Origin of the sequence: Kitasatospora sp. NPDC088548, assembly GCF_044753005.1 — a bacterium.
Lineage (GTDB): Bacteria > Actinomycetota > Actinomycetes > Streptomycetales > Streptomycetaceae > Kitasatospora.
In genome coordinates this window covers 155,856-181,764 of the sequence record NZ_JBIVMI010000012.1, presented here as the reverse complement: position 1 = coordinate 181,764, position 25,909 = coordinate 155,856, and the positions used below count along the sequence as shown (strand labels likewise).

Annotated in this window: 22 protein-coding genes; 6 read left to right on the top strand and 16 right to left on the bottom strand. The window is 73.6% G+C overall.

Annotated elements, in window-relative coordinates; all coding sequences use genetic code 11:
• Window positions 1-473: 473 nt before the first annotated feature.
• On the bottom strand, window positions 474-1,598 hold the full coding sequence (locus ACIP82_RS17905) for a hypothetical protein (protein ID WP_400654227.1): 1,125 nt from the start codon (window positions 1,596-1,598) through the stop codon (window positions 474-476).
• A 288-nt stretch (window positions 1,599-1,886) separates the two neighbouring features.
• Entirely contained in the window at window positions 1,887-2,411 is a 525-nt protein-coding gene (locus ACIP82_RS17900; protein WP_363605236.1) for a MarR family winged helix-turn-helix transcriptional regulator, read from the bottom strand.
• A 69-nt stretch (window positions 2,412-2,480) separates the two neighbouring features.
• On the opposite strand from ACIP82_RS17900, the gene ACIP82_RS17895 reads away from it, so the two are divergent.
• The 3 genes from ACIP82_RS17895 to ACIP82_RS17885 are packed head-to-tail and all read left to right on the top strand — an operon-like array spanning window position 2,481 to window position 4,715.
• Window positions 2,481-3,269 carry an SDR family oxidoreductase gene (locus ACIP82_RS17895; protein WP_363605235.1) on the top strand — a complete coding sequence of 263 codons (789 nt, stop codon included), beginning with the start codon at window positions 2,481-2,483 and terminating at the stop codon, window positions 3,267-3,269.
• Window positions 3,266-3,985, top strand: a complete 720-nt coding sequence (locus ACIP82_RS17890; RefSeq protein WP_363605233.1) for a hypothetical protein — start codon at window positions 3,266-3,268, stop codon at window positions 3,983-3,985. The genes ACIP82_RS17895 and ACIP82_RS17890 overlap by 4 nt, the downstream gene beginning before the upstream one ends.
• Window positions 3,969-4,715 (top strand): NAD(P)-dependent oxidoreductase, encoded by a 747-nt coding sequence (locus tag ACIP82_RS17885; protein ID WP_400654224.1) that lies wholly within the window; start codon window positions 3,969-3,971, stop codon window positions 4,713-4,715. Before ACIP82_RS17890 ends, ACIP82_RS17885 begins: the two co-directional genes overlap by 17 nt.
• 92 nt (window positions 4,716-4,807) lie before the next feature.
• On the opposite strand, the gene ACIP82_RS17880 is transcribed toward ACIP82_RS17885, so the two are convergent.
• Complete coding sequence (locus ACIP82_RS17880) at window positions 4,808-4,984, bottom strand: hypothetical protein (protein ID WP_363605231.1); 177 nt, start codon at window positions 4,982-4,984, stop codon at window positions 4,808-4,810.
• Between the two features lie 167 nt (window positions 4,985-5,151).
• Here ACIP82_RS17880 and ACIP82_RS17875 point away from each other — a divergent pair, with 167 nt between their 5' ends.
• The 3 genes from ACIP82_RS17875 (at window position 5,152) to ACIP82_RS17865 (ending at window position 7,582) form a co-directional block, all read left to right on the top strand.
• A complete protein-coding gene (locus ACIP82_RS17875; RefSeq protein WP_400654222.1) occupies window positions 5,152-5,586 on the top strand; it encodes a hypothetical protein in 435 nt (144 codons plus the stop codon).
• Window positions 5,587-5,673: 87 nt separating this feature from the next.
• Window positions 5,674-6,660, top strand: coding sequence for a hypothetical protein (locus ACIP82_RS17870; protein WP_400654220.1), 987 nt, complete (start codon window positions 5,674-5,676; stop codon window positions 6,658-6,660).
• A 73-nt stretch (window positions 6,661-6,733) separates the two neighbouring features.
• The gene (locus ACIP82_RS17865; RefSeq protein ID WP_400654218.1) at window positions 6,734-7,582 is read left to right on the top strand and encodes an HAD family hydrolase; all 849 of its coding nucleotides are present in this window, start codon (window positions 6,734-6,736) and stop codon (window positions 7,580-7,582) included.
• 37 nt (window positions 7,583-7,619) lie between these two features.
• On the opposite strand, the gene ACIP82_RS17860 is transcribed toward ACIP82_RS17865, so the two are convergent.
• From ACIP82_RS17860 to cydD, 13 genes are all read right to left on the bottom strand, one after another.
• A complete protein-coding gene (locus ACIP82_RS17860) occupies window positions 7,620-8,567 on the bottom strand; it encodes a phosphate ABC transporter ATP-binding protein (RefSeq protein ID WP_363605228.1) in 948 nt (315 codons plus the stop codon).
• 53 nt (window positions 8,568-8,620) lie between these two features.
• Window positions 8,621-9,553: a class E sortase gene (locus ACIP82_RS17855; RefSeq protein ID WP_400654216.1), complete on the bottom strand. Its 933-nt coding sequence runs from the start codon at window positions 9,551-9,553 to the stop codon at window positions 8,621-8,623.
• Window positions 9,550-11,364, bottom strand: a complete 1,815-nt coding sequence (locus tag ACIP82_RS17850; RefSeq protein WP_400654214.1) for a phosphate ABC transporter substrate-binding protein PstS — start codon at window positions 11,362-11,364, stop codon at window positions 9,550-9,552. The genes ACIP82_RS17855 and ACIP82_RS17850 overlap by 4 nt, the downstream gene beginning before the upstream one ends.
• Before the next feature lie 38 nt (window positions 11,365-11,402).
• Window positions 11,403-12,662 carry a phosphate ABC transporter permease PstA gene (gene pstA, locus ACIP82_RS17845; protein WP_400654212.1) on the bottom strand — a complete coding sequence of 420 codons (1,260 nt, stop codon included), beginning with the start codon at window positions 12,660-12,662 and terminating at the stop codon, window positions 11,403-11,405.
• Window positions 12,663-12,723: 61 nt separating this feature from the next.
• Window positions 12,724-13,755 (bottom strand): phosphate ABC transporter permease subunit PstC, encoded by a 1,032-nt coding sequence (pstC, locus tag ACIP82_RS17840; RefSeq protein WP_400654210.1) that lies wholly within the window; start codon window positions 13,753-13,755, stop codon window positions 12,724-12,726.
• A gap of 127 nt (window positions 13,756-13,882) precedes the next feature.
• Entirely contained in the window at window positions 13,883-16,510 is a 2,628-nt protein-coding gene (locus tag ACIP82_RS17835) for a hypothetical protein (RefSeq protein ID WP_400654208.1), read from the bottom strand.
• Between the two features lie 240 nt (window positions 16,511-16,750).
• Window positions 16,751-17,344: a hypothetical protein gene (locus ACIP82_RS17830; RefSeq protein ID WP_400654206.1), complete on the bottom strand. Its 594-nt coding sequence runs from the start codon at window positions 17,342-17,344 to the stop codon at window positions 16,751-16,753.
• A 166-nt stretch (window positions 17,345-17,510) separates the two neighbouring features.
• On the bottom strand, window positions 17,511-17,867 hold the full coding sequence (locus ACIP82_RS17825; protein ID WP_400654204.1) for a hypothetical protein: 357 nt from the start codon (window positions 17,865-17,867) through the stop codon (window positions 17,511-17,513).
• A gap of 95 nt (window positions 17,868-17,962) precedes the next feature.
• A complete protein-coding gene (locus ACIP82_RS17820) occupies window positions 17,963-19,018 on the bottom strand; it encodes a substrate-binding domain-containing protein (RefSeq protein ID WP_400654202.1) in 1,056 nt (351 codons plus the stop codon).
• A 450-nt stretch (window positions 19,019-19,468) separates the two neighbouring features.
• Window positions 19,469-19,873 carry a hypothetical protein gene (locus tag ACIP82_RS17815; protein ID WP_363605217.1) on the bottom strand — a complete coding sequence of 135 codons (405 nt, stop codon included), beginning with the start codon at window positions 19,871-19,873 and terminating at the stop codon, window positions 19,469-19,471.
• Window positions 19,863-20,183 carry a hypothetical protein gene (locus ACIP82_RS17810; protein ID WP_363605216.1) on the bottom strand — a complete coding sequence of 107 codons (321 nt, stop codon included), beginning with the start codon at window positions 20,181-20,183 and terminating at the stop codon, window positions 19,863-19,865. Before ACIP82_RS17810 ends, ACIP82_RS17815 begins: the two co-directional genes overlap by 11 nt.
• A gap of 301 nt (window positions 20,184-20,484) precedes the next feature.
• Window positions 20,485-22,149 (bottom strand): GAF domain-containing protein, encoded by a 1,665-nt coding sequence (locus ACIP82_RS17805; RefSeq protein ID WP_400654287.1) that lies wholly within the window; start codon window positions 22,147-22,149, stop codon window positions 20,485-20,487.
• A 212-nt stretch (window positions 22,150-22,361) separates the two neighbouring features.
• Window positions 22,362-25,907 carry a thiol reductant ABC exporter subunit CydD gene (gene cydD / locus ACIP82_RS17800; protein WP_400654199.1) on the bottom strand — a complete coding sequence of 1,182 codons (3,546 nt, stop codon included), beginning with the start codon at window positions 25,905-25,907 and terminating at the stop codon, window positions 22,362-22,364.
• Between the last annotated feature and the right edge of the window lie 2 nt (window positions 25,908-25,909).

Below are 25,909 nucleotides of genomic sequence, written 5' to 3'. Positions count from 1 at the left end.
GGTCATCGCTGCCGAGTTATACCGGGACCGAGGACGTCACCAGCAACACGTCATGGCGGTGACGTGTCGCGGACCGTGCGATCGGAAGGACTGTTCCCCGAGCGTGAAGGATGGTCGCCTTCATGGTCGCTGCAAGGTCCACCGACTTCATCCCAGCATCCCCATAGCCGCCCTGCAGCCTCTACGCTTCGTGCCCGTGCTCACGGCCCGTGCGACATGCTCAATGGAGTGCCAGATCAGACTGCGATGGGTGAACGAGGCTTGACCGAGGTCACCAGCGTCCCGAGCCGCAGCCGCTCGGCGGCCCCGGCCACGGCGCCGGGGCGGTCGCCCGCCGGATCCGACGGGCGCCGTGTGGACAGCCGCCTTGAGGCAGCCGTGCGCACTCGCCCGGTCTCGCCGGGCCGGGGCCACGCTCGCGCACGACTGCCACGCGCCGCCTCCGTCCGGCGTTGCCGGGGGTCAGGGTGGGATCAGTGCAGTACGTCCAGCTGGTTGGTCGCGTCGTCGACGAAGTAGACGGCGTCCTTGTCCAGGTCCACGGCGAGGCCGAAGAGCGCACCGGCCCCCGGAGGGTTGCCGCTTGCGTCGAGTTGGCGGAATGCCACCTGGGCGCCGCGCGGGGTGGTCTCCACGAGGTTGCCGTCGCCGGCGTTCACCGTGAGGATGTCGCCCCCGGGTGCGATCGCCAGGCCGAGCGGGCCGTTCAGCCTGCCGCCCGCGGTCACTTCCCGGCCGGTACCCGCGTCGGAGTCGCGGGTCAGTGCGTCCGGGATCGCGGTGATCCGGTTGCCGGCGGTGTCGGCCACGTAGAGGGTGCCGTCCTGGCCGAGTCCGACGCCGGTCGGGCCGATCACCAGGGCCGCCGGATCGGTGCGTTCGGTGAATCCGGAGCCGATCCTGGTGGTCGCCAACCGGCAGGGCGGCTCCCCGGCGCGCCCGGTGTCCAGGGTGATCCGCAGCACGGTGCCCTGATTCACGTCGTTGCCGCCGCCGGCCACCGTGCCGTTGAGCACGTTGGTCACGAACAGTTCGGTCCTGTCCCCGTGGCTCACCGAGGTCATGTCCCACGGGCCGTTGATGCCTTCACCGGCGAAGGTCTCGCGCACCGTGCCGTGGCTGTCCAGAACCAGCAGGCAACCCGCCCGGGCGGTGGCCGAGGTGCCGTCGGCCGTGGGCAGGCTGCCGACCACCACCCATCCGCCGGGGAGGACGGACAGCGCGGTGGTGAGCCCGACACCACCCGGGCAGGGGCCGGGCAGGTGGGCGGGATCGATCTCGGCGAATTGCCGCGCGGTGCCGTCGGGGCTCACCTGGACCAGCGTGGTGCCGGTGCCCTGCTGGTTGAGGCTGTTGTTGAAGTTGCTGACCAGCACATTGCCCCGGTGCAGGTCACCGGCGCTGTGCTGGACGACCGCCGTGCCGTAGGGGTTCAGATCGCCGTTGGCCGGGACTGTCGAAGCGATGAGCGACACGGTGTTCAGCGGACCGACGAACGGCTCGCGAGCGCCCGCCGGGGTGGCCGTGGCCGTGCCGGCCGCCATGGCGACCACCACCGCGGCCATCGTCGTCAGGCGGGTGCGGACTCGAACTCTCACGTGAAGCCTCCTGGACATCGAGTAGGGGACGTCTGCGGACGGAACGGACTCCGCCGACGCCGCCGCACGTGCCTCCCGGCCGCATCGGCGCACCAGGAGCACCGAGCGGTGAAAGCGCTACCGCGGCACGGCCCGACCGGAGTTCGTCCCGGGCGACCCTGATCCGGCGTTGCTCATGACGTCACGCTAGGCAGGCCCGCGGGCGGCCGCGCGGTGACGTCCGCCAAGAGTGCGCTCACACGGAGTGACACCGTTCCGGGCGCGGCCGTGCCGGAGCGACGCCCCCTGTCAGGCTCGGCCGCGACGGCCCGGGGGCAGGTGGCGGTAGCCGGGGTGGACGCCGGAGGTGAGGCCCTGCTGGCGGGCGACGGTGTCGAGCAGCCGGGCCAGCTGCGCCCGGTCGCCCTCGTCGAGGGCGGCGAGGAGGGCGTCCTCGTGCTCGGCGGCGACCTTCCCCACGCCGCCGAGCACGCGGCGGCCTTCGTCGGACAGGTACAGCTCGTGGTTGCGGCGGTCCTCGGTGCTGCGCCGCCGTTCCACCAGTCCCTTGCGGTCCAGGTTGTCGATCAGGGCGACGACACGGCTGGGCACCACCCCGAGGTCGGTCGCCAGCGATCGCTGGCTGCGGCCCGGCTTGCCCGCGATCATCCGCAGCAGCCCGATGTCCGGTGGGGTCAGGCCGAGTTCGGCGACCCGTTCGGCGAACCGCGCGGCGGCGTGCGCCCCGATCTGGGCGAGGAGGAACGCCGCTCCGCCACCGGGGCGCGGGGCCGGCGGGCCGGAGTCCTGGTCTGGTTGCCACGCACTGCTCACGGGGCTATGGTACGGAAAGCTAAATGATTCTCCACTGTGAACTGTTCAGTCGAGAGAACGGATATTCCCATGGAATCACCACGTACCGGCGACAGCTGGCCCCGCCACCCGGATCTCGACGGCAAGGTCGCTCTCGTCACCGGCGGATCGCGCGGCATCGGCGCGACGACGTGCCGGGCCCTGGCGGCCAACGGGGTGAAGGTCGCGGTCAACGGGCGGGACGAGACGGCGATCGAGGCCGTCGTCCGGTCGATCACCGAGGACGGCGGGCACGCCGTTCCTGCGCCGGGGGACGTGACCGAGCCGGACACGGCCGGGCGGCTCCGCGCCGTCATCGAGCGCGAGTTGGGCCCGGTCGACATCCTCGCCCCCTTCGCGGGCGGCCAGGGCCGGCCCGTACCGACCGCGCGGCTGACACCCGACGTGTGGAACGCCGCCATCGCGTCCGACCTGACATCGGTGTATCTGACGGTGTCCGCCTTCCTGCCGGCCATGATCGAACGGAGGTCGGGCACGGTGGTCATGATGTCCTCCACCGCCGGCCGCCACCCCGGCGGATCGAACGCCGCCTACGCCGCCGCGAAGGCCGGCGTGCTGATGTTCGCCCGGCATCTGGCCAACGAAGTCGGCCGCCACGGCGTACGGGTCAACTGCCTGGCGCCGTCGGCGGTACTCAACGAACGGATGCGACAGTCCATGTCCGACGAGCAGTTGACCGGCCTGGCCGGCATGTTCCCGCTCGGCCGGCTCGGGCGGCCCGAGGACGTCGCACAGGCGGTGCTCTACCTCGCCTCCGACGCCGCGTCCTGGGTCACCGGAGCCACGCTCGACCTGTCCGGCGGGCGGGTGATCGCATGACCATCGCCGCCGTCTCTCCTCCAGCACGACGACAGGCCCAGGGCGGGCCCCCACCGGGTGTGCTCGCCGTGGTGTTCACCGCGCTGTTCCTGGCCGGCCTGATCATCAGCACCCTGCTGGCCGACGGTCATCCGTTCCCCTCGCCGTTCGGCCGCACCGACGAGATCGTGGCCTACTTCCGCGACCACCACGGCGCCGTCCAGGCCTCCGGCGCCCTGCAGTTCGCGGCCGCGATCCCGCTCGCCGTCTATGCCGCGACCGTCTCCGCGCGACTGCACCGACTCGGCGTCCGCGCCCCGGGCGCGACCATCGCCCTGACCGGCGGCGTGCTCGCATCGGCCTTCCTGGCCTGCTGCGGACTGGTCACCTGGGCGCTCTCCCGGCCCGAGGTGCTCGACCAGCCCGCGCTCGTCCGGGCGCTGCAGTACCTGGCCTTCGCCACCGGCGGGCCCGGGCACGTGGTGCCGCTCGGTCTGCTCGTCGCCGGGATCGCCGTACCCGGTCTCCTCGCCCGCCTGCTGCCGCGCCGGCTGGCACTGGCCGGTCTGGTCGTGGCCGCCGTCGCCGAACTGGCCGCCCTCACCCTGCTGGTCGACGGCGCGGCCGTGCTGCTGCCGATTGCCCGCTTCACCGGCCTGGCCTGGCTGATCGCCGCCGGGTTCCTGCTGCCCCGGCAGCGTGTGCGGACGGAGGGACGACATGACCGCGAGGGATGAGACGACCACGGACCAGGCCGCAAACCAGGCCGCAAACCAGGCCACGGACCAGGTCACGGCCACGGCCGCCGGTCGGGCCAGGAAACTGCTGGTCTTCGGTGCCACCGGAGGCACCGGCGTACAACTCCTGGCGCAGGCCCTGGCCGCGGGCCACGCCGTCACCGCGGTCGTCCGTGACCCCGGCCGCGTCCCCGCCCCCGCCTCCCGGAAGGCCGACGGGCCACTGACCGTCCTGCGCGGTGACGTCCTCGACGCGGCGGGCTGGCGTTCGGCCCTCGCCGGACACGATGCCGTCCTGTCCTGCCTCGGCAGCACCGACCGCCGGCGCCCCACGACGGTCTACTCGCAGGGCACCCTGAACATCCTCGCCGCCATGCACGAAGCCGGGGTGAGCCGCCTGCTCTGTCTGTCCTCCGCCGGTCTGGAGACCGACCCCGGCATCCCGCTCGCCCAGCGGCTGGTCACCAGGCTGGTGATCCAGCGGCTCTACCGCCACGGCTACGCCGACATGGCCCGGATGGAGGCCGTGGTCAGGACCGACGACACCGCGTGGACGGTCGTCCGGCCGCCGATGCTCACCGACGGACCGCTCACCCGCCGCTACCGGACGGCGGAGAACGCCCATCTGACCGCCGCCACCTCGCTCTCCCGCGCCGACCTCGCCCACTACCTGCTCACCGGCGTGGGCGACCGGCGCACCCACCGGGCGGTCGTCGAAGTCTCCTACTGAGGCCTCCGGTCCCGAACTGCCGGACCGCGGACCGGACCGCCGCCCCGACCGGTCCCGGGGCCGGCGGGTGCGCGGCGCACAGGAAGGCCCGGCTACGGGTGCGGGCGGGTGCGCTGGGCCGGGAAGCGGGGCGGGGCCTCGGGGGTGCGGCGGGCGATGTCGGCGAGGGCGGCGAAGATGACGTCGCCGATCAGGACCGGTTCGCGCGCGTCGCGGGTGTCGTCCGGGGTGGTCGGTGGGCGCTCGTCTCGAAGCTGGCGAGTTGGCATGGCTCTTCCTGCCGACGGGGTGGCCATGGCAGTTCTGCCCGTGCGGGGGAAGCGGGACACCCCGATCGGGTGCGAATCGGCTGGAAACGTCGTATCCGGGGCCGAAACGCGCCGCACGGCACGGCACTTACCGGAAACAGATACGGGCAGGGGGTATTCTCCGGCCCGTGACGGCGGACGGGCACGGGAGCGGACGGCCGAGCGGACGGCCGAGCGGCGGGGCGATGGCCCGGCTGCTGGTGCTCGGCGCGCTCCTGGCCGGGCTGTTCCTGATGCACGGCTCCCCCACCTCGGCGGGCGGCTGCCACGAACCCGGGGCAGCGGCGGTCGCGATGGCGGCGGCCGGCCCGCACCACGACGCCCCCGCCCTGGACGGCCACCGGGCGCGCGGCAGTGATCCGCAGGCCGTCTCCTGCGTGTCCACCCGGGACCGGGACGGCGCCGGGCTGCCCGCCGCCGCGCCGCTCGCCGCCGGGGCGTTCGCCCCGCTGCTCGCCGTCCGGGTCGCCGCCGACCCGCGCGGGCGGCGGACCGGCGGCCCACGGGCACCACCCGCCGCCGGGCGGCGGCTGCTCCTCCGGGTGTGCGTCGCACGGACCTGACCGGGCCCGCGCCGGGCTCCACCGCCGAACGCGGGGAGGCCGGGCGCGCCGCGTCCTGCCCGTACCCACCGGAAGACACCGACCGACATGACTCCCACCCCCCGTCACCGCACCCGCACCCTCGCTCTCACCGCCGGCGCCGCCGTCCTCGCGGCCGCCCTGACCGCCTGCGGCTCCGCCGGAACGGGCGGGGCGAACGGGATGAGCGGGATGGACCACGGCGCGAGCACCGCCACGCCGGCCGCCTCCCCCAGCGGCGGCCATCAGGGCCACCAGCCGCCCGGCGCCGACTCGGCCACCGCGGCCGGGACCACCGCCACACCCGGCTCCGCGAACGCCCCCGGTCTCGCCGCCGAGCAGAACGGCTACCGCCTCGACCCCGCCACCGGGACACTCCCCGCCGGCACACCCACCGAGTACCGGTTCACCGTCACCGGCCCGGACGGCAGCCCCGTCACCGCCTACCAGACCGACCAGACCATGCGGATGCACACCTACGCGATCCGCTCCGACCTGACCGGCTTCCAGCACCTGCACCCCGAGATGGCCGCCGACGGCACCTGGACGGCCCCGCTGACCGCACTCGCCCCCGGCGACTGGCGGGTCTACGCCTCGTTCATCCCGGACAGCGGCGCCGGAAAGGGCACCGGTCTGGTGCTCAGCCGCCCCGTGACCGTCCCCGGCGACGGCTCGGCGGCGGCCGCCGAGCCGCCCGCCACCACCGGCACCACCACCGGCACCGCGACCGTGGACGGCTACACCGTCGCCGTCGAGGGCACCCCCGTGGCCGGGCGGGCCGGCGAGCTGAAGGTCACCGTCAGCCGGGACGGCAAGCCGGTCACCGACCTCCAGCCGTACCTCGACACCTTCGCCCACCTGACCGCCTTCCACACCGGCGACCAGGCCTTCGCCCACCTCCACCCCGAGGCCGGGGCCGAGCCGGGCGGCACCGGCGGCCCGACCCTGGCGTTCCACGCCGAACTGCCCGCGGCCGGCGACTGGCGGCTGTTCCTGCAGTTCCGCACCGGTGGCACCCTGCACACCGCGGCGGTGACCCTCAAGGTCGTCGTCTGAGGCAGGCCTCGGGGCGTCGGGAGGCCGCCGCCTCGGCGGTGACCTCCCGACGGCGGTAGGCGAAGATGGAGCGGTGACCAGCCAGCCGATGCCGCCCCGCCCCGTTGCCGCCACCCGTCTGATCGCCACCGACCTGGACGGCACCCTGCTGTGCTCCGGCGGCACCGTCACCGAGCGCACCGCCGCCGCCCTCGCGGCGGCCGAGGCGGCCGGGATCCAGGTGGTGTTCGTCACCGGCCGCCCGCCGCGCTGGATGCAGCAGGTCAGCCCGCACATCGGCGGCCACGGGGTGGCGATCTGTTCGAACGGCGGCGCGGTGGTGGACGTCCGGCGCGGCGAGCTGCTGGAGTCCTTCCCGCTCTCCGCCGAGGACGCGCTCGCCGTCGTGGCGGCGCTGCGGGCCAAGCTGCCCGGCACCGCGTTCGCCTTCGAGTACCCGGCCGGGTTCGCCCGTGAGCCCGGCTACGAGGTGCGGATGTGGGGCCAGGACGAGAACCATCCGGTCGGCCCGGCGGAGGAGCTGCTGGGCACCGGCGGCCCGGTGCGCGGCCTGTTCAAGCTGCTCGCCAAGCACCCGGACCTCGACCCGGACAAGCTGCTCGGCGAGGCCCGGGAGGCGGCCGGGCACCTGGCGGAGATCACCCGCTCCGCCCCGATCCCGCTGCTGGAGATCAGCGCGCCCGGCGTCACCAAGGCCAGCACGCTGGCCCACTGGTGCGCCGGGCGCGGGATCGACCGGAGCGAGGTGGTGGCCTTCGGCGACATGCCGAACGACCTGGAGATGCTGGCCTGGGCCGGCACCGCGTACGCCGTCGCCAACGCGCACCCGCAGGTGCTGGCGGCGGTGCCGCTGCACACGGTGAGCAACGAGCAGGACGGCGTCGCGGCGGTGCTGGAACGGCTGCTGGGCCCCGAGGCGTAGCCCCAGGGCCCAGCAGCCGTTCCAGCCATCAAGCCCCTTAGCCGAAGCGGCCGTTGACGTAGTCCGAGGTCCGCTGGTCGCGCGGGCTGCCGAACAGCTGCCCGGTCGGCCCGGCCTCGACGATCCGGCCCGGAGTGTCGTGGGTGGCCAGGAAGAACGCGCAGGACTGCGAAACCCGCTGCGCCTGCTGCATGTTGTGGGTGACGATCACGATGGTGAGCCGCCCCCGCAGCTCGGCGATGGTCTCCTCGACCCGCCGGGTGGACGTCGGGTCGAGCGCCGAACACGGCTCGTCCATCAGCAGGATGTCCGGCGAGACCGCCAACGACCTTGCGATGCACAGACGTTGCTGCTGACCGCCGGAGAGCGCGCCGCCGGGGGTGTGCAGCCGGGTGGAGACCTCGTCCCAGAGCCCGGCCCGGCGCAGGCTGGACTCCACCAGGTGCTCGCGCTCGTCCTTGGAGACCTTGATCCCGGCCAGCTTCAGCCCGCTGGCGACGTTGTCCTGGATGGACATCGCCGGGAACGGGTTCGGCCGCTGGAACACCATCCCGATCCGGCGCCGCACCTCGGCGGGCCGCCGCCCGGGCCGGTACACGTCGTCGCCGTCCAGCAGCACCTCGCCGGCGAGCGCGGCGCCGCGCACCATCTCGTGCATCCGGTTGAGGATCCGCAGGTAGGTGGACTTGCCGCAACCGGACGGACCGATCAGCGCGGTGACCTCCCCGGCCGGCATGGCGAGCGAGACCCGCTCCAGCACCTTGTGCGAGCCGAACCAGGCGGAGACGTCCCTGGTCTCCAGCCCGGCCAGCCCCTCCTGGCCCGGGCCCGCGGACAGGTCGGCCGCCGGGACGGGCGGCAGGGTGAGGGTGGTCTCGGCGTCGCCGGCCCGGGCGTACCCGGCCCGGTCCACCGGGTGGGGCACGGCGCCCTGGTGCGGTCCGCCGGTCGGGTTCGGCGCGTCGGTCATCGGTGCGTCGGTCATCGGTACTTCCGTCATCGGTACGTCCGTCATCGGTACGGTCCTCCGGGCGCGCGTCAGTAGAGGTTGGGCAGCAGGGCGGCGGCGTTCTCGTACACGGCCCAGAGCAGCGCGCCGACGACCGGCGCGAGGCTCAGATAGGCGGCCGAGCGGTGCCAGCGCCGGGCCAGTACGGTGGCGGCCACCACCGCGCCGAGCAGGCCGAGCATCCACAGCTGCAGCGTGGCCAGCGCGCCCTTGTCCGCGGCCAGCGCCTTGTCGTACGGGACGGTGGCGGGCCGGCCGCCGGGGTTGACCTCGGGGTCGCCCTCCAGCCGGGCGCCGATCAGCACCGTGGAGCCGGGGATCCAGTTGGAGTCCCCGGTGACCAGCACCAGCCGGTTGCGGACCGGGTCGCTGATCGGGTGGTCGCCGTCGCCGTACACGTTGACGGTGTAGGTGAACCTGCCCTGGCCGGTGGTCGCCTCGATCTTGTCGCCGACCCGCAGCTTGGACAGCTCGGCGAACGGCGCCCCGAAGCTCGCCCCGCGGCCGAACACCACGGCCACGCCGGTCTGCCCGGGCAGCGCGGTGTCCCGGCGGTGGCCGGGACCGCGCATCAGGTCCCGGCCGGTGGTGCCCTCGACCACCACGGCCTGGTGCAGGCCGATCGCCGGGATGTCGAGCAGCGCCACCGGGTCCCCGTCGGCGGCGGCGCCGGTGGGGGCGACCGCCCGGGCCAGCTGGTCCCGGAAGGTCTTGTAGGCGGTGGACTGGAAGTGCCGCTCCTGGACGTGCGAGAGCGTGAAGAGGTACCCGACGAAGCCCGTCACCAGCACGGCGAGCAGGCTGACCGCCCAGGCCGCCTGGAGGAACCGCCGCCGCCCGGGCGTCACGGCGGCGGCCTCCGGCACGTCCGGCTTCGGCGCCGGGGCGGGAGCCGCCGCGGGCGCCGGGGCCGCCGCCGGTCGGTCGGGGGCGGCGGGCTTCTCCAGTGCCGGGGCCGTCATGACCGGCCGCCGGTGGCGTTGCGGCGGCGCAGCAGCCGGCGGCCGAGCAGCGGCGGCACGGCGACGACGGCGAGCAGTTCGAGCGCGGTGAGGGTGGTCAGCAGCCAGTCCTCGGGCCGCCCGTCCACGGCGACCACGTTCGCCTGGACCTCGGTGGCGACGCCGCCCCGGCCGCGGGCGACCACCTGGCCGGTCTGCGGGTCGACGACGTCCTCGGCCGTCGGGTCGCCCTCGCCCCCGGTGGCGGCCGCGTCACCGCCGGCGCCGGGCTGGCCGGCCGCGTCACCGGTGCCACCGGCTCCGGAGCCGGTACCGCCCGCGCCGGAGCCGGCGCCCGTGGTGCCGGGGGTCTTGCCGTTACCGGTACCGCCGGTACCGCCGGTGCCGCCCGCGGCCGAACCGGAACCGCTGCCGCCCGTGGCCGAACCGCCCGAGCCGGACCCGTTGCCGACCGGCTTGCCGTTCTCCACGGTGCAGTTCAGCGGCGCGCCCGCCTTGTCGCACGGGCTGGGCTGCGGGGCGTTCTTGAGGACGGTCAGCTCACCGGCCGAGTTGAAGGTCGGGTTGGCGCAGTTGGAGAGGGTGTTGGGGTCGACCGGGCTGGCGTTGCCGGGGATGTGCTGGGTCTGCAGCAGCCCGCCGCGGACCAGGCCGCGCGGGATCGGCGAGTAGCCGAGGCCGTCCGCCTCGCCCTGGCCCTCGCAGAGCACGTAGGAGAGGAAGCGGCTGAGCGCGCTGCCCTTCTCGTTGGTGAACTTCGGCAGCTTCTCCAGGCTGTTCTCGCGCGGGACGATCAGATAGCTGTAGCTGGAGATCGGGTACGCGCGCGGGTCGTTCATGGTGTAGACGGCGTCGAGGTTCTGCTGCAGGTAGTTCGGGTCGTCCGGCGCGGTGTTGTCGTCCACGCCGCGGATCTTGGCTGCGGTGAGCGCGACGGCGACGTTGGAGGCGGTCGGCAGGGAGTAGTAACCGGCCGAGTTGAGCACCTTCACGACCGGCCAGTTGCTGCGCTTGGCGAAGGCGTACTCGTCGTAGCCGATGGTGCCGAGGCCGGACGGGGCCTTGATGTAGCCGGCGACGACGTCGGAGCCGTTCTGGGCGACCATGCGGCCGGACGGCGGGAAGAACTCGGTGTAGTCACCGCAGGGGACGCCGTTGATGCTGCGGCAGTACTCGTCCCACTGGGCCTGGTGCGTGTGGCTCATCCAGCGGGTGAACTGGGCGGTGGCGCCGGAACCGTCGGAGCGGACCACGGGGGTGATCGGCGTGCTGGGCAGGGCCTTGCCGTAGTCCGCGGTGATCTTCGGGTCGTTCCAGTTGGTGATCTTGTTGGTGAAGATGTCCACGATGGTCTGCGGGGAGAGTCGCAGGTCGCGGACCTGCTTCCCGGCCACCACGAGGTTGTACATGAACGTCGTCCCACCGGCCGTGACCGGCACGTAGGAGTAGCCGTAGCGCGGGTTCTCGGTGCCGCCCGCGCCGCTGGCGTGCCCGGCCTCGCCGAGACCGTCGTCCCGCTTGCTGCGGAACGGCACGTCCGAGGCGGTGAAGTCGTCCTGGCCGTTGCTCCACTGGGTGCGGCCGGCCGCCGAGCCGATCGGGTTGAAGTTGATCTGGATGCCCTGCGGCGCGACGTCCTGGCGCCACTGGTCGATGGCCGGGCCGGCCCAGCTGGAGCCGTCCGCGTTGAGCGCGACCGCCGCGTACGCCGGGGTGCTCTGCCCCAGCAGCAGGGAGGCCGAGGCGAGCAGCAGGGACAGCAGCACGGCCAGCGTGCGGGCCACGGGTCGGCTTGCGGCCTCCCACGACATGGGGACTCCTCTGGTGCGGAGGGTGGTTGGGTGGGACATCAGTGCTCCCCGGCGGGTACGGTCGTGGCGGTACGGGCGGTACGGGCGGTGGCGGCGGTCGTGACGGTGACGGCGGGGACGGCGCGGGCCGCGGTCTCGGCACGGCGGGCGCCGCGCTCGATCCGGCGCTTCTGACGTCGCGTCAACTGCCCGGGGCGTCGGCCGCCGAGCACCCGCGCGGTGACGAAGAGGATCAGCACCACGGCCATCAGGGTCAGCGCGGCGGCGAACGCCCGGGCGACCATCTCCGGGTAGGGCTGCTTGACGTAGTTCCAGATGTAGAGCGGCAGCGACACCTGGTGCTCGCTGAACGGGTTGCCGTTGAACTGCGAGGTGAAGCCGGAGGTCAGCAGCACCGGCGAGGTCTCACCGACGCCGCGCGCCATACCGAGCACCACCGCCGTGACCAGGCCGGGCCGGGCGGTGGGCAGCACCACGTTCCACACGGTGCGCCACTGGCTGCCCCCGAGCGCGTAGGACGCCTCGCGCAGCGTGCCCGGCACCAGTCGGATGACCACCTCGGCGGCGCGGGTGACGATCGGCATCATCATCACGGTGAGCGCGAGCGACGCGGCGAACCCGCTCTTCTCGAAGCCGAAGGTGAGGATCACGATGCCGAGGATGAAGAGCCCGGCGACGATCGACGGCAGCGCGGTCATCGCCTCGACCAGGGTCCGCACCGGGCGGGCCATCCGGCCGCCGACCTCGGACATGAAGACGGCCGCCGCGATCCCCAGCGGGACGGCGAACAGCGTGGCCAGGCCGAGCTGTTCGAGCGAGCCGACCACCGCGTTGAGCGCGCCGCCCGAGGTGATCGGGGAGAGCGCGGCGGTGTGGTCCATCGACTCGGTGAAGAAGTTGAGGTGCTTCGCCGCCTCCAGGCCGCGCAGCAGGACGTAGCCGATCTGGTCGGCGATCAGCGCCACCACCAGCAGGCCGGAGCTCCAGGCGACCACCGAGACCAGGCGCTCGCGCACCATCAGCGGCCCCCACTGCAACCGGCCGAGGGCGAAGTAGCCGATGAGGAAGAGCAGATACCAGCAGACCAGGAAGCCGAGCGCGCCGCTGAACGGCAGGATCCGCTCGTACAGCATCCAGTCGAGCGCCAGTGAGCCGGCGAGGGAGCCGGCCAGCGTGAACACGTCCTCGCGGGTGATCCCGCCGAGCTTCACCCGCTTCTCCGGGCGGGGCGGCTCGGGCGCCGGGGGAGCACCGGCCGGCGCGGGCGCCGTGACGGGTGGCAGGTCGAGCGTGGTCATCGGGTCGTCCCTTCGCGGGCGGGCGGCAGCGGTAGGCGGGCGTCAGACAGTTGAGTCATCGTCAGTCCGCCGTGGCCGAGCCGGAGCGGGACCGGTTGATCACGAAGCCGGCCGCCAGGTTGACCAGCAGGGTGAGCGCGAAGAGCACCAGGCCCGCCGCCATCAGGGCGGAGAGCGAGAGGGTGTCCGACTCCCCGAAGCGCAGGGCGATCAGCGCGGAGATCGAGTTGGCGCCGTTCTCCAGGATGTGCGTGATCGTCTTGAAGTTGGGCGAGATGATCAGCGCGACGGCGATGGTCTCGCCCATCGCGCGCCCGAAGCCGAGCATCACCGCGCCGATCACACCGCCCTTGCCGAACGGCAGCACCACCGTGCGCACCATCCCCCAGCGGGTGGAGCCCAGCGCGTAGGCACCCTCCCGCTCGCCCTGCGGGGCCTGCGAGAAGACCTCACGGCTGAGCGAGGTGACGATCGGGATGATCATCAGGGAGACGACCACGCCCGCGATGAAGGTCGAGGAGGTGTACGAGGTCCCGATGTCGCCGGTGCGCACCTTGAGGAAGGGAATGGCGTCACCGAGGTGGTTGGCCATCCAGCGGACGAAGCCGATGATCCGGGGCTGGAGGAAGAAAAGCCCCCAGAGGCCGTAGACGATGCTGGGGATCGCCGCCATCAGGTCGACCAGCGAGACCAGCGTGGCCCGTAGCCGCTGCGGCGCGTACTCGGAGATGAAGACCGCCGCCGTGAGCGCCACCGGCACCGCGATGACGAGGGCGATCAGGGCGATCAGCAGACCGTTGGGCAGCACGGCGGCGATGCCGAAGTTGTGCGCCTGGGTCTGCCACTTCTGCTCGGTGAGGAAGGACCAGCCGACCTCGGTCAGCGCGTCCGAACCGCGCAGCAGCAGGAAGAACGCGATCAGCCCCATGATGGCGAAGACCGAGAGGCCGGCCGCGCGCAGCAGGCCGCGGAACACCCGGTCGCCGGGCGTGGCGGGGGCGGTGATGGTGCGGGGTACATCGGGGTCGGGCTGTCGGTCTGGTTGGCGTGGAGCCCCGGCGTAGGGTGCCGCGGGCTCGGCGGCGGCTGTCATGGTCTGCTCTCCGGCGCGCTCGGTACGGAAGTGCTCGGGTACAGGGAGATCCCGGAGGCGAGGCCCCCGGGAAGGGGACTCGGCGGGGCCAGGACGGCGGCCCCGCCGAGTCGTTACCGCGGGAGCGTCAGGGCCTGCGGCGCAGCCGCGCCCAGCCGGAGCGCAGTCCGGCCGCGGCCTTCGCTCCGGCGGGGGTGCCGCCGAAGAAGAGCGCCGCCGGGCCGCCGACCAGCAGCACCAGGCCCGCGATCAGCGCGATCGGCAGGAGCAGGCGGGCGGTACCGGCCCGGTCGGCCGCCGGGGTCCCGGCCGCCACCGGAGCGGCTGCCAGCGGGCCGCCGGACGGGCTCGGCGTGGCGCCGGGCTTGCCGCCGGGAGCCGCCGGGGTGCCGGCCGCCGGGGCGCCCGTGGTGCCGTCCGGGCCGAGGCCGCCGGCGGTTCCGCTGCCGCCGGTGCCGCCTCCGCCGGAGGTCGTACCGGCACCGGTGCCACCGCCGGTGCCCGAGGTGTCGGTCGCCGAGGTGGTTCCGCCACCGGTACCGCCGGTGGTACCGCCGTCGGTGCCACCGGTCGTACCGCCGTCACCGCCGTTGGGCGGCGCGGGCGGGGCCACCTGGTTGCCGGGCAGCTTGCCGTCCTGGGCCTCGACGTGGTCGGCGGCTTCCTGCGCCTGCTGCCGCTGGGCGTTGGTCAGGCTGAGGAAGCCCGGTGCGAGCTTGCCGGGCTCGGTCCCGTAGACCTGGCCCGCGCCGCTCACCGTCTTGACGAACCGCGAGATCGCGGCGGCCTTGTCCTGCCCGACGCCGGCCGTGGGCACCATCGCGTACTGGACGGTGGTGAGCGGGTAGGCCTGTGCGTCCCGGAAGAACTCGGTCCCGGCCTGGCCGTACGGCAGCTCCTGGGTACCCGTGACCGCGTCGACGGGCATGTCCGCCACCGCGGCCTGGAAACTGGAGGTGGACGGCGACACGAAGGCTCCGGCCGGGTTCAGCAGTGCCGCCTCGGGCAGCGAGAAGGCCTTGGCCTGGCCCGCGTCCATGATGGCGAACAGGGTACGGACACCGCGTTCCATCGCCGGGCAGGCGTCGTGCCCACCAGTGCCGTTGAGATCGGGGTTCACACAGTTCGGCTGGTTCTGCAGAATCTTGCGAACCACCCCGAGCAGCCCGTCGGCACCGACCGGGTTCCACTCGTACTGCTTCCAGTGCTGCAGGCCCTCGGGCGCCTTCGGGTCGTCCACACCGGAGTCGTCCTGGCGCTGGAGCGCGTCGATCGGGTAGCCGGCGTACTTGGGCCGCAGGTAGAAGGTGTTGATGTGCATGCCCCACGGGTCGGCTTCACCGTTCAGGAACCGCGCGGCGTCCGGGTCCGCGCCGATCCACGAGGTCAGCTGGTAGGTGAGGTCCGTGGTGCTGCCGACGACGCTCGGCAGAAAGCGCCCACAGCTCGCCGGCCAGTGGATCCCGTTCTCGGCGGTCTCCGGATTGAGCTTCAGGAACTCCGGATCCTGGAAGACGCAGGCCGGGTTCCCGGACACCGAGGCGACCTTGGTGCCCGGTGAGGAGTACGACTGGGTGAGCAGCTTGGCCAGCAGTCTCGCGTTCAGCCGCAGGTCCCGGATCTGCCGCCCGGTCGTCTGGTCGTCGACGACGAACACCACCGAGGTTCCGGTGGTCGCGAGCGGCGCGTAGACGTAGGGCCGGGCCGGCGGACTCCGGTCCGGCCTGGCCGTCAGCGCGACGTCCGGCCCGGAGCCGCCGAGGAAGTCCCCGCGGGCCTGGGGCTCGCCGCCCGCCGGGGTGTACTGGATGGACATCGGGTTCTGGTCCAGGCAGAGACCGGTACGCCACTGCTGCATGGCGCGGTTGGCCATCTCCAGGCCCGCCGCCTTGAACGCCGACGCCGCGGCCTTGCAGTCACTCGGAGTGGGCGCGAACGACAGCGGCACGACGGCGCGGTGCTCCCACGCGCACATCTCGCCGATCATGAGATGGTCGTTGACGCCGCCGTCCCAGCCGTACGTGTTCTGCAGGAAGCCGTCGGTCGTGGTGTTGAAGTAGTAGTCGACGTCGCTCGAGTGGTCGTTGCAGTCCGCCTGTCCGTTGCGGGCGGCCCAGCCGTCGAGCGGGTCCCCACCGTAGTTCGGCTCGACCACCAGGGAGCAGGGGTGGGTCGCGTCGCAGCCGAGCGAGGGGCTCTGCTGGCCGGTCCAGACCTCGATGCTGGCCGCCCCGGAGCCGTCCGGCCCGGTCGGGGCGACGACCATGTTGGTGGGGAAGTCCGGCGTGGTGGTGCCCGGGGGCGGCGCCGGCTGCAGGAATCCCTTGGCCGGGTCCGCGTTGTAGACCGCGGTGCCGTAACAGTCGGTGATCTTGGGGTCCTTGCCCCGGCACTGGTAGACGCGCACCGCGTAGGCGATCGAGCTGTTCGCCCGGGGCACCACCGTCACGGGCCTTCCCCCGACGATGTCGACCGTCGGCGTGAAGCCGCTCCAGGACACCTGGAGCACCTGGTTGCCGAGGTTGCTCGCCTGCGAGACGGTGACGCTGCCCTCGGGGCCGTACGTCTCGGTCGCGGGCAGCCACACCTTGGGGCCCTTCACCGTCAGGGAGGACGCGGCCTGCGCCTGCGGCAGTGCCCCGATCCCGATCGGCACCACCCCGAGCGCCGCCACCACTCCCCAGACGAGCGCGAGCGCCGGTAGCCTCCGGCGCCACCACCCGGGATGTCTCCGGTCGGGCAGGCGGATTCTCATGCTGGGCACCTCCGTGCGATCCCGCACCACCGTTACGCGGCGCGGAGGATGGATCAGGCTGCGAGCGGCCGGCGATTCCGGTACGCATCCATTCGGCCAGCCATAGATGGCCGGATTCGGTCGGCCTGATGTACGAGGGCCCAACGTGGTGACTCTGTAGCGGAGTTGGGAACTCCACAACGGGGGGCGGGCCCACACCGTCGCGCGGGCCCGCCGAACTGCCGTGAGGTGCGGGAGAGATCAGCTGCCGGCCGTGAAGGTCAGCGAGAGCGAACCGAGGGACTGGCCGCCCTTGAAGAAGGTGGTGTTGAGCTTGGAGTCCACGTACCGCGCGCCCTCCGCGTCCACCTGGAGGTCGGCGGCCGTCAGGGTCTGGGTGGCGCCCACCTTGGTGACCTGGGTGTCGCCGGCCGGGTCCAGCAGCGCCACCGGGGCGGTGCCGTCCACCGGCACACCGGTGAGCTGCCAGTTGTCGGCGCTGAACGCGAGCTGCTTGAAGACCGCGCTCTTGCCGGTGAAGACGTTGATGAAGAGCAGGCCGCCACCGAGCTGGATGTTGCCGTAGTAGGCGGGCAGGTTGACCTGACCACCAGTCACCGGGAAGGTCGTCGAGAAGCCCGAGGTGTTGTCGTAGGACGGAGTCGCCGAGGGAAGCGGGATGACCACCACACCGTTGAGAGCGGAGTCCTTCAGGAAGGCGGTGTTCTCGTGCACCACCACGCTGCCGGTCGGGGCCGTGGCCGCCGGGGCGGCGGCAGCCACACTGCTGGCACCGGTGACGGCGAGGACGACGACGGCACCGGTGGCGGCCAGGCGGGCGCGGGTACGGGACATGCTGAGCTCCTTGGAGAGTGAAGGTTGTGCTGGGTGGAACACCGGCCCGGAAGGCCGGCCGCCGGTTGCCCGGATCCCGTGAACACGCACCGGGGATCAGAGGGAAGCCGAAGTTCTTGGGGTCACCGGCGCCGCACTCGCGTGGTCACCGCTCGCGGGCCGGTCGCTAGATGGTGGAACCGCACGCGATGGCCGGCAGTGGCAGGAAGCCGTAACTCCTGATCGTGCTGGTGGCGTTCTTGCAGATCCAGCCGTTGACGGAGACCGAGAGGCCGCTGTCCACCGAGCTCGGCCGGCCGATCGGCGCTGCCCCGGCCTTCGGCGCGATCGGCGAGGGCCCGGTCGCGTCCCAGCTGTACCCGGCGGAGAGCCCGTTGAGCACACCCTCGGTGTCCTCGGTGCCCACGCCCACGATGTCGGTCGCCGGCGGCGTGACCGCGGGGTCGGCAGCGGCGGTGCCGGTGGCCGTCACCGTGATGGCGAGGGCCAGAACGGCGAGCAGCTTGACAGAGGTTCTACGCACTGTTGCCAGGGCTCCTTGGGAATCCGTACTCGGCGCCGGATCCGGCCCGGCGGCCGGGGGTTCAGCACCCCCGGCCGCCGGTTGGTGACGGATGATCAGCTGGCGTTCTGGGTGGTGCTGCCGCACGCGGTGCCCGGCAGCGGCAGGAAGCCGTAGTTCTTGATGATGTTGGTGCCGTTCTTGCAGATCCAGCCGTTGCCGCTGGCCGGGCCGAAGATGGCGCGGAGCGCGGCGCCGTGGGCGTCGGTCGCCGTCCAGTCGCCCTGGCGAACCACGTTGTAGACCACGCGGCCGTACGCGGTGGAGGCGAAGGCGGGCGAGAGGGTGTTGGTGGCGGTGAGCGGCACGTTGCCGTCGGCGTTGCGGATGGTCAGGCTGCCGGGCGCGTCGGAACCACTGCTGTGGCCGCCGTAGACCTGGCCGATGTAGTGCGCGACCGAGTAGGGAACCAGCGAGGCCGGGTCGGTGAACGCGGCGTCGGTGCCCTCGTTCTCCTGCGGGCCGGTGGTGACGCAGCCGCCCAGGATCGGGTTGCCGATCGCGGTCAGGAAGAACGCGCGGGTGCCGGAGTTGGCCTGCGGCAGGTACGGCTTGATGGTGGTGCCGGCCGGCACCGACGGGACCAGCGCGTGCCAGTCGGTCGTGGTGCACTCGTAGATGCCCTTGAGCTGGGCGGTGGTGAGGTTGGCCGGGGCGTAGCCGGTGGCCGGGGCGGCCCAGGAGACCGCGTCCTTGGCGAAGGCCACGAACACGTCGGTGGTCGGGTCGCCGCCGGGGTTCGCCTTCGGGCCACGCGAGGAGCGGGCCACGTCGACCGGGCTGCTGACGGCGTTCAGCGCGTTGATGCCGGCGCCGGAGCCGTTCGGACGGGTGAAGCCGGAGACGCCGGCCCGCAGGTTGATGGTGGCGGAGCCGGTCGCGTCCCAGCTGTAGTAGCGCGGCGAGGTGGTGTCGCCGATGCTCGCCAGGTAGGCGTTGTAGTCGGTGGAGAACTGGTTCGACACGGCCTGGGTCGTGTCGGAGCCCACGCTCACGATGTCCGTGGCGGCCGGGGTGACCGTCGGGTCGGCAATGGCGGTGCCACTGGCGATCGTGGCGACCGAGGTCGCGAGAGCGGCGACGGCGAGCAGCTTGGCAGCGGTCTTGCGCATGTTCCTGTTCCTCCGGTGGGAGAGACGTACATCGCTGTACCCGGGCCCTGGTTGGGGGCCCGGGGCCGGTGACCGCGTCCGCGGCGGTCCGTCCGGCAGAGCTGATCCTGTCCGGCTCGGAGGTTCCGCCGGAAGGGTGGTCGACGACGGGCGGAGATTGTCGATACGTCGGTTCAGACAGGTTTAGCGACTGGTCAGCGCGGGCGTGGAGGGGCAGAAACACGCAGGTCGCAGGCCTGTGACGTTCTTCTCCAGGTGGCGGTTCGGGAGGCTGCCGGAAACCTGGGCTTCACCGGAACGGCGCGCACGGGGCAGCGGTAGCCACGGCGGGCGGACGTGCGGGGAGTGCCGGGCGGGCCGGGAGCGCGGGAACGCCGGAGCCGGGGCGGGCGGGAGGGCGCGAACGGGCCGAAGGGGGAAGAAACGAACGGCCGGCAGGGGCGCGCAGCGTCACCAGGGCCAGCGGGCGTCACGGCCGGCCCGCCGCAGTTCCTGGCCGACCCAGTGGAGCCCGGCCAGGAAGCCGTCCACCCCGGCCTGGCACTGGTCGCGCCGCAGATAGCCGCGGGCGCTGCGGGCGATCGGGCCGGCCTCGCCCGCGCCCGGCCGGGTGCTGCGCACCGGCAGGTAGGCGGTCCACACCCAGAGCCGGGCCTCGGACTGTCCGACGGTGCACCGCAGCGCGGCCCGTTCGATGATCAGTTCTCTGACCGCGTCGGCGAGTTCGTCCTCGCTGCGGTAGGTGCGCACACCGACGCCCAGCTGCCGCCCGTTGGCGGCGCGCAGCGCCCAGCCGACGCACTGGCCGGCCGCGGGGACGGTCAGCAGTCTCGGACCACGCCGCTCAGCCCGCATCGGACGGTCTCAACGGGACTCTGATGTCGGTGAGTTCGTGACCGGGATGCTTGGCCAGCAGCGCCACGAACCGCCGGAAGGCGTTCTGGCAGGTCGCGTACCGCTCGTACGCGCGGCTGGAACGCACCTCGGGGAGGGTGCGGGAGCCGGGGACGACCCAGATCCAGCCGATGCCGTCCCGGACATGGGTGATCCGGGCGACCAGCCCGTCCGCGCCGGCCCGTAAGCCGTCGAAGCCGCGCTCGGCCTCACCGGCCGTCTCGTACGCGGCCGGGGTGATCGCCACCACCCGGCCGTTGGGCGCCTTCAACTGCCAGCGGTACCGGCCGTCCGGCGCCCGTTCGGTCCGGAACCCCCCGCGACCTGCCCCTGCTGCGGTGTGACCGCGACCTGACGCGTCCACTGCTCCCCCAGTCCGGTACCTCTCCGAGACGGGAGTAAAGCTATGTGTGCACACGAGGGCGCCGGAAGGGAGGGAAATGCACAACTTGCTCCGTTGGCCGGGAAGTTCTCTCTCGTTAAACTTTCACCGGGTGTACACCAACTGGACGCCGTCATCCCTTTCCGCGCACAGGGCGTTCGAAACCGGCCGGACACTCAGCGTCGAACGTTCAGAGCCGGGCGGTCCAGCACACCCTCGTGCCCTTGCCGTACGGGCCCGGCTCGTGCCACGCGTCGCCGCCGAGCACCTCCGCCCGCCGGGTCAGGTTGCGCAGGCCGCTGCGGCGCCCACCGGGCGGAATGCCGACGCCGTCGTCCGTCACGGTGAGCAGCACACCCGGCCGCCCGGCCCGGTCCAGCGACTCCGGGCCGCCGCCCATCGGGTGGCCCTCGTCGTCCAGGTGCACGGTCGCGTCGATCTCCACCCCGACCCGCGAGGCCCGCGCGTGCCGGGCCGTGTTGGAGAGCATTTCCCTTAGCGCCGCCAGGAGTTGACGCCCGGTATTCTCGCCGACCAGGCTCTCCACCGGCCCGGTGAAGGTCACCGACGGCTTGAACCCGAGCGCCGCCGCGGCCTGACTGCCCTCCCGCAGCACCCTGGTCCGCAGGGTGTCGGGGGCGTCGCCGTGGTTGTCGTGCTGCAGTGCGTAGATGGTGGTGCGGACCTCCTGGATGGTGGCGTCCAGCTCGTCCACGGCCTTGCCGATGCCGACCTTCACCTCGGGGACGAGGGCCCGCCGGGCGGCGCTCTCCAGCATCATCCCGGTGGCGAACAGCCGCTGGATCACCAGGTCGTGGAGGTCCCGGGCGATCCGGTCGCGGTCCTGGAAGACGGCCAGGCGCTGCTGGTCCCGCTGGCCCTCGGCGAGCCGCAGGGCGAGCGCGGCCTGTGAGGCGAAGGTCTCGGCGAGCTGCTTCTCCGAGTCGGTGAACGGCAGCGCGCCGCGCGAGCGCCACACGCAGAGCCCGCCCAGCACCCGGCCGGCCGCGACCATCGGCACCGCCATCGACGGACCGAAGCTGCGCGCCAGGCGGATCACCACGGTCGGGTCGCTGGACATGTCGTCCAGGTAGACGCTCTCGCCCTGCAACAGCCGCGCGGCGAAGCTGTCCTGCGGCAGCAGCTCGCCCCGGACGAACTCGGCCGCCTCGCCCGAGGCGTGGGCCACCCGCATCTGGCCGTCCGCGGGCCCGCCGCTGGTGGGCAGCAGGATCATGCCGAGCGCCGCGTCCGCCAACTCCCGTACCTGCTCGGCCGCGACGGTCAGCGCCACCTCGGCCTCGTCGGTGGAGAGCAGCGCCGTGGTGACGGCGGCCGCGCCGGCGATCCAGCGCTCCCGGCGCCGGCCCTCCTCGTACAGCCGCGAGTTCTCGATCGCCACGCCGGCCGCGGCGGCGAGCGCGTGCACGACCTGCTCGTCCTCGGGGGTGAAGGCGCCGCCGCCCTTCTTCTCGGTGAGGTAGAGGTTGCCGAAGACCTCCTCCCGGATCCGGATCGGCTCCCCGAGGAAGGTCCTCATCGACGGGTGGTGCGCCGGGAAGCCGGACGAGCGCGGGTCGGTGGTGAGGTCGGTGAGGCGCAGCGGCTCGGGGCGGTCGATCAGCGCGCCCAGGATGCCCCGCCCGGCGGGCAGTTCGCCGATCTCGGTGGCGGTCTCGTCGTCCACCCCGACGTGGATGAAGTCGGCCAGTCCGTGTCCGCCCGGCGCGATCACCCCGAGCGCCGCGTACCTGGCGTCCACCAGTTCCGCCGCGCCGGTGGCGATCCGGTGCAGGGTGGCGTGCAGGTCCAGCCCGGACCCGACCGAGACCACCGCCTCCAGCAGCCGCTGCATCCGGTCGGTGACGGCCGCCGCCGACTGCAGGCGCTCCGCCACCTCGGTGACCAGCGTGTCCAGCCCGAGCGAGGAGATCTCGGGCACCCGGTGCGGCGCCGGATCGGACGGCGTCGGGCCGGGTGCGGCGGCGGAGAGGTCTGGCGTGGGGTCCATGAAGACGAGCGTAGTTTGTACGGTTTTCTGCCGAAGGACGGCACGGCCGCCCGGCATCAGTTTCCGACCGGCGCCCCGGCCCGGTCGGGGGCGGCAGGCCCGCTCCCCGGCGCGTCCACCAGCCCGTCCGCCTCCTGCTCCCGTTCCCACATCGCCCGCAGCCGGCCGCCCCGGTCCGCCACCAGGGCCGACCAGGTGCCGCGTTCGGCGACCCGTCCGGCGTCCAGCACCAGGACCTCGTCGACCGTGGTGTCGTCCAGGCCGGCCAGCCGGTGGGTGATCAGGACGGTGGTGCGGCCCGCGGTGGCGGCGAGCAGGTCGGCGGTGAGGGCGTCGGCGGTCGGCAGGTCCAGGTGCTCGGCGGGCTCGTCGAGGACCAGCACGGGGAAGTCGGCGAGCAGCGCGCGGGCGAGCGCGAGCCGCTGCCGCTGGCCGCCGGAGAGGCGGGCGCCGTGCTCGCCGACCATGGTGTCCAGGCCGGCCGGGAGGGTGTCGGTCCAGTCCAGCAGGCGGGCGGCGGCGAGCGCCGCGCACAGCTCGTCCTCGGTGGCCGCCGGCCGGGCCAGCCGGAGGTTCTCCCGCAGCGAGCTGTCGAAGACGTGGGCGTCCTGCGCGCAGAGCCCGATCACCCGCCGGACGTCGTCCCCGGCGAGCTCCCGGCTGTCCACGGCCGGTGGACGGCCGGCGGCGAGGGTGACCGTGCCCGCCGTCTGGTCCAGGAAGCGCAGCAGCGCCTGGGCCAGCGTGGTCTTGCCGGAGCCGGACGGGCCGACGACCGCGATCCGGCGCCCGGCGGCGAGATCGAGGTCCACCCCGGTGAGCGCGGATTCGGCCTGTCCGGGGTGCCGGGCGGTCAGCCCGCGGACGGCGATCGGCAGCGGCTGCCCGGGCAGCGCCGCCGGGGCGGCGGGCTCGGCGACCACGGCCGGCGCGTCCAGCACCTCGCGCAGCCGCGCCGAGGCGGCCCGGCTGCGCTGGCGGGCCTGGACGGCGAGCGGCATGCCGGTGACGGCCTCGAAGGCGGCCAGCGGGGTGAGCACGACGACCGCCAGGCAGACCGGCGCCAGCGCGCCGGCCCGCACGCCCTGGACGCCGACGGCCGCGGCTGCGGCCACCGTCAGCCCGGTGAGCAGCGCGATCAGGCCGGTGCCGAGCGCCGTGGTGGCGGCCGACCGGGCGGCCAGCCCGGTCAGCGCGGAGTCGGCGGAGCGGACGGCGGCCAGCCGGCCGGGGAGCGCCCCGGCGACGGTCAGCTCGGCGGTGCCGGTGAAGGTGTCCACCACGGCGGTGGCCAGCCGCCCCCGGGCCGGCGCCTGCCGCCGCTCGGTGCCGGCCGACCAGCGGGCGGCCAGCGCGGGCACCACGGCCCCGGCCAGCAGCAGCCCCAGCCCGAGCACGACGCCGGCGGCGGGCAGGAACAGCCCGAGCGCGACGGCGGAGGCCAGCGAGACCACGGCCGCCACCGCCGCCGGCAGCCGCCAGCGCAGGTAGTGGTCCTGGACCGCGTCGACGTCCGCGACCAGCCGCGACAGCAGGTCCCCCCGGCGGAACGCGGGCAGCCCGGCCGGGGCGAGCACGGTGAGCCGCCGGTGGACGGCCGCCCGCAGCGTGCCGAGGGTCCGCAGGACGGCGTCGTGCGAGACCAGCCGCTCGGCGTAGCGGAAGACGCTCCGCCCGATGCCGAAGGCCCGGACCGAGGTGACGGCCATCATCAGGTAGAGGACGGGCGGCATCTCGGAGGCGCGGGAGATGAGGTACCCGGAGGTGGCCATCAGGGCGACCGCGCAGCCGAGGGCGAGCGAGCCGAGCAGGACGGAGAGCGCGAGCCGCGGCGTGGTGGCCTCGGCGGCGGGGTCGTCCTCGCCCGGGTCGGTGGCGGGCACCGGCCGGCCGTCGTGCGTGAGCCGGGGCGGGCGGGCGGCCGCGGCGGCCACCGGGGCGGGCCCGGCCAGCCGTACCCGCTCGTCCGCCACCGCCAGCAGGGCCGGGCGGTGGGCGACCAGCAGCACGGTCCGCGCCGGGTCCTCGGCCAGTGCCCGGACGGCGGCCACGACGGCCGCCTCCGACTCGCCGTCCAGGTTGGCGGTCGGCTCGTCGAGCAGCACCAGCGGCCGGTCGTCGGCGAGCAGCACCCGGGCGAGCGCCAGCCGCTGCCGCTGGCCGGCCGAGAGCCCGGCGCCGTCCTCGCCCAGCACGGTGGCGAGCCCCTGCGGCAGCCGGTCCACGAAGTCCAGCGCGTGCGCGGCGCGCAGCGCGGCCCGCAGTTCCGGTTCGTCCGCGTCCGGCCGGTACAGCCGCAGGTTGTCGGTGATGGTGCCGGCGAACAGGTGCGGGTGCTGCGGCACCCAGGCGATCTGCCGGCGCCAGCTCTCCGGCGCCAGCTCGGCCAGGTCGTACGTCCGCCCGTCGGCGGCGGTGATCCGGACGGTGCCGGTGTCCGGCGTGGTGAGGCCGAGCAGGACGGCGAGCAGGGTGCTCTTGCCGGCCCCGCTCGGGCCGGTGAGCGCGACCGTGCCGCCCGGGCGGAGGGTCAGCGAGGCGTCGTCGAGGGCGGGCCCGGTACGGCCGGGGAAGGTGACGGTGAGGTCTTCGGCCGTGACGACGGCACCGGCGAGGGCGGGTGCCGCCACCGTGCCCGCCGCCGGCAGCGGGGTCTCCAGCACCTGGAAGATCTCGTCCGCCGCCGTCAGCCCCTCCACGCTGGAGTGGTAGAGCGCGCCGACCTGGCGGATCGGGAAGTACACCTCGGGCGCGAGGATCAGGACCAGCAGCCCGGTCTCCAGGTCCAGCGTGCCGTCCACCAGCCGGAAGCCGATGGAGACCGCGACCAGCGCGACGGACAGCGTGGAGAGCAGTTCCAGCGCGAACGAGGAGATGAAGGCGATCCGCAGGGTCCGCAGGGTGGCCCGGCGGTAGTCGGCGGTGATCCGGGCGATGGTGGCGGCCTGGGCCCGGGCCCGGTTGAACACCTTGAGGGTGGGCAGCCCGGCGACCACGTCGAGGAAGTGGTGCGAGAGCCGGGAGAGGGTGTCCCACTGCCGGTCCATCCGGGACTGGGTGGCCATCCCGATCAGCACCATGAACAGCGGGATCAGCGGCAGCGTCCCGGCGATGATCGCGGCGGAGGCGAAGTCGGCGCCGACGATCCGCAGCAGCACGATCACCGGCACCACGACGGAGAGCGCCAGCTGCGGGAGGTAGCGGGCGAAGTAGTCGTCGAGCGCGTCGATGCCGCGGGTGGCGAGGGTGGTGAGTTCGCCGGTGCGCCGGCCCGCCAGGTAGGCCGGGCCGAGCGCGGTGGCGTGGTCGAGCAGCCGGCGGCGCAGGGTGGACTTCACCCGGGCGACGGACCGGTGCGCGGTGAGTTCGGTGAGCCAGCCGACCAGCCCGCGCCCGAGCGCGGTCAGCGCGAGCAGGACCAGCGGCGTGGTCAGCTCGCCGAGGGCCGCGCCCTGCTGGAACGCCCGGACGACGATCTCGGCGATCAGGCTCGCCTGGGCGACCACCAGGGCCGCGCCCGCCCCGCCGAGGACCACCGATCCGGCGAGGAAGGCACGGGTGGTGCGGGCGTACCCGAGGAGTCGGGGGTCGACCGGCTTCACGG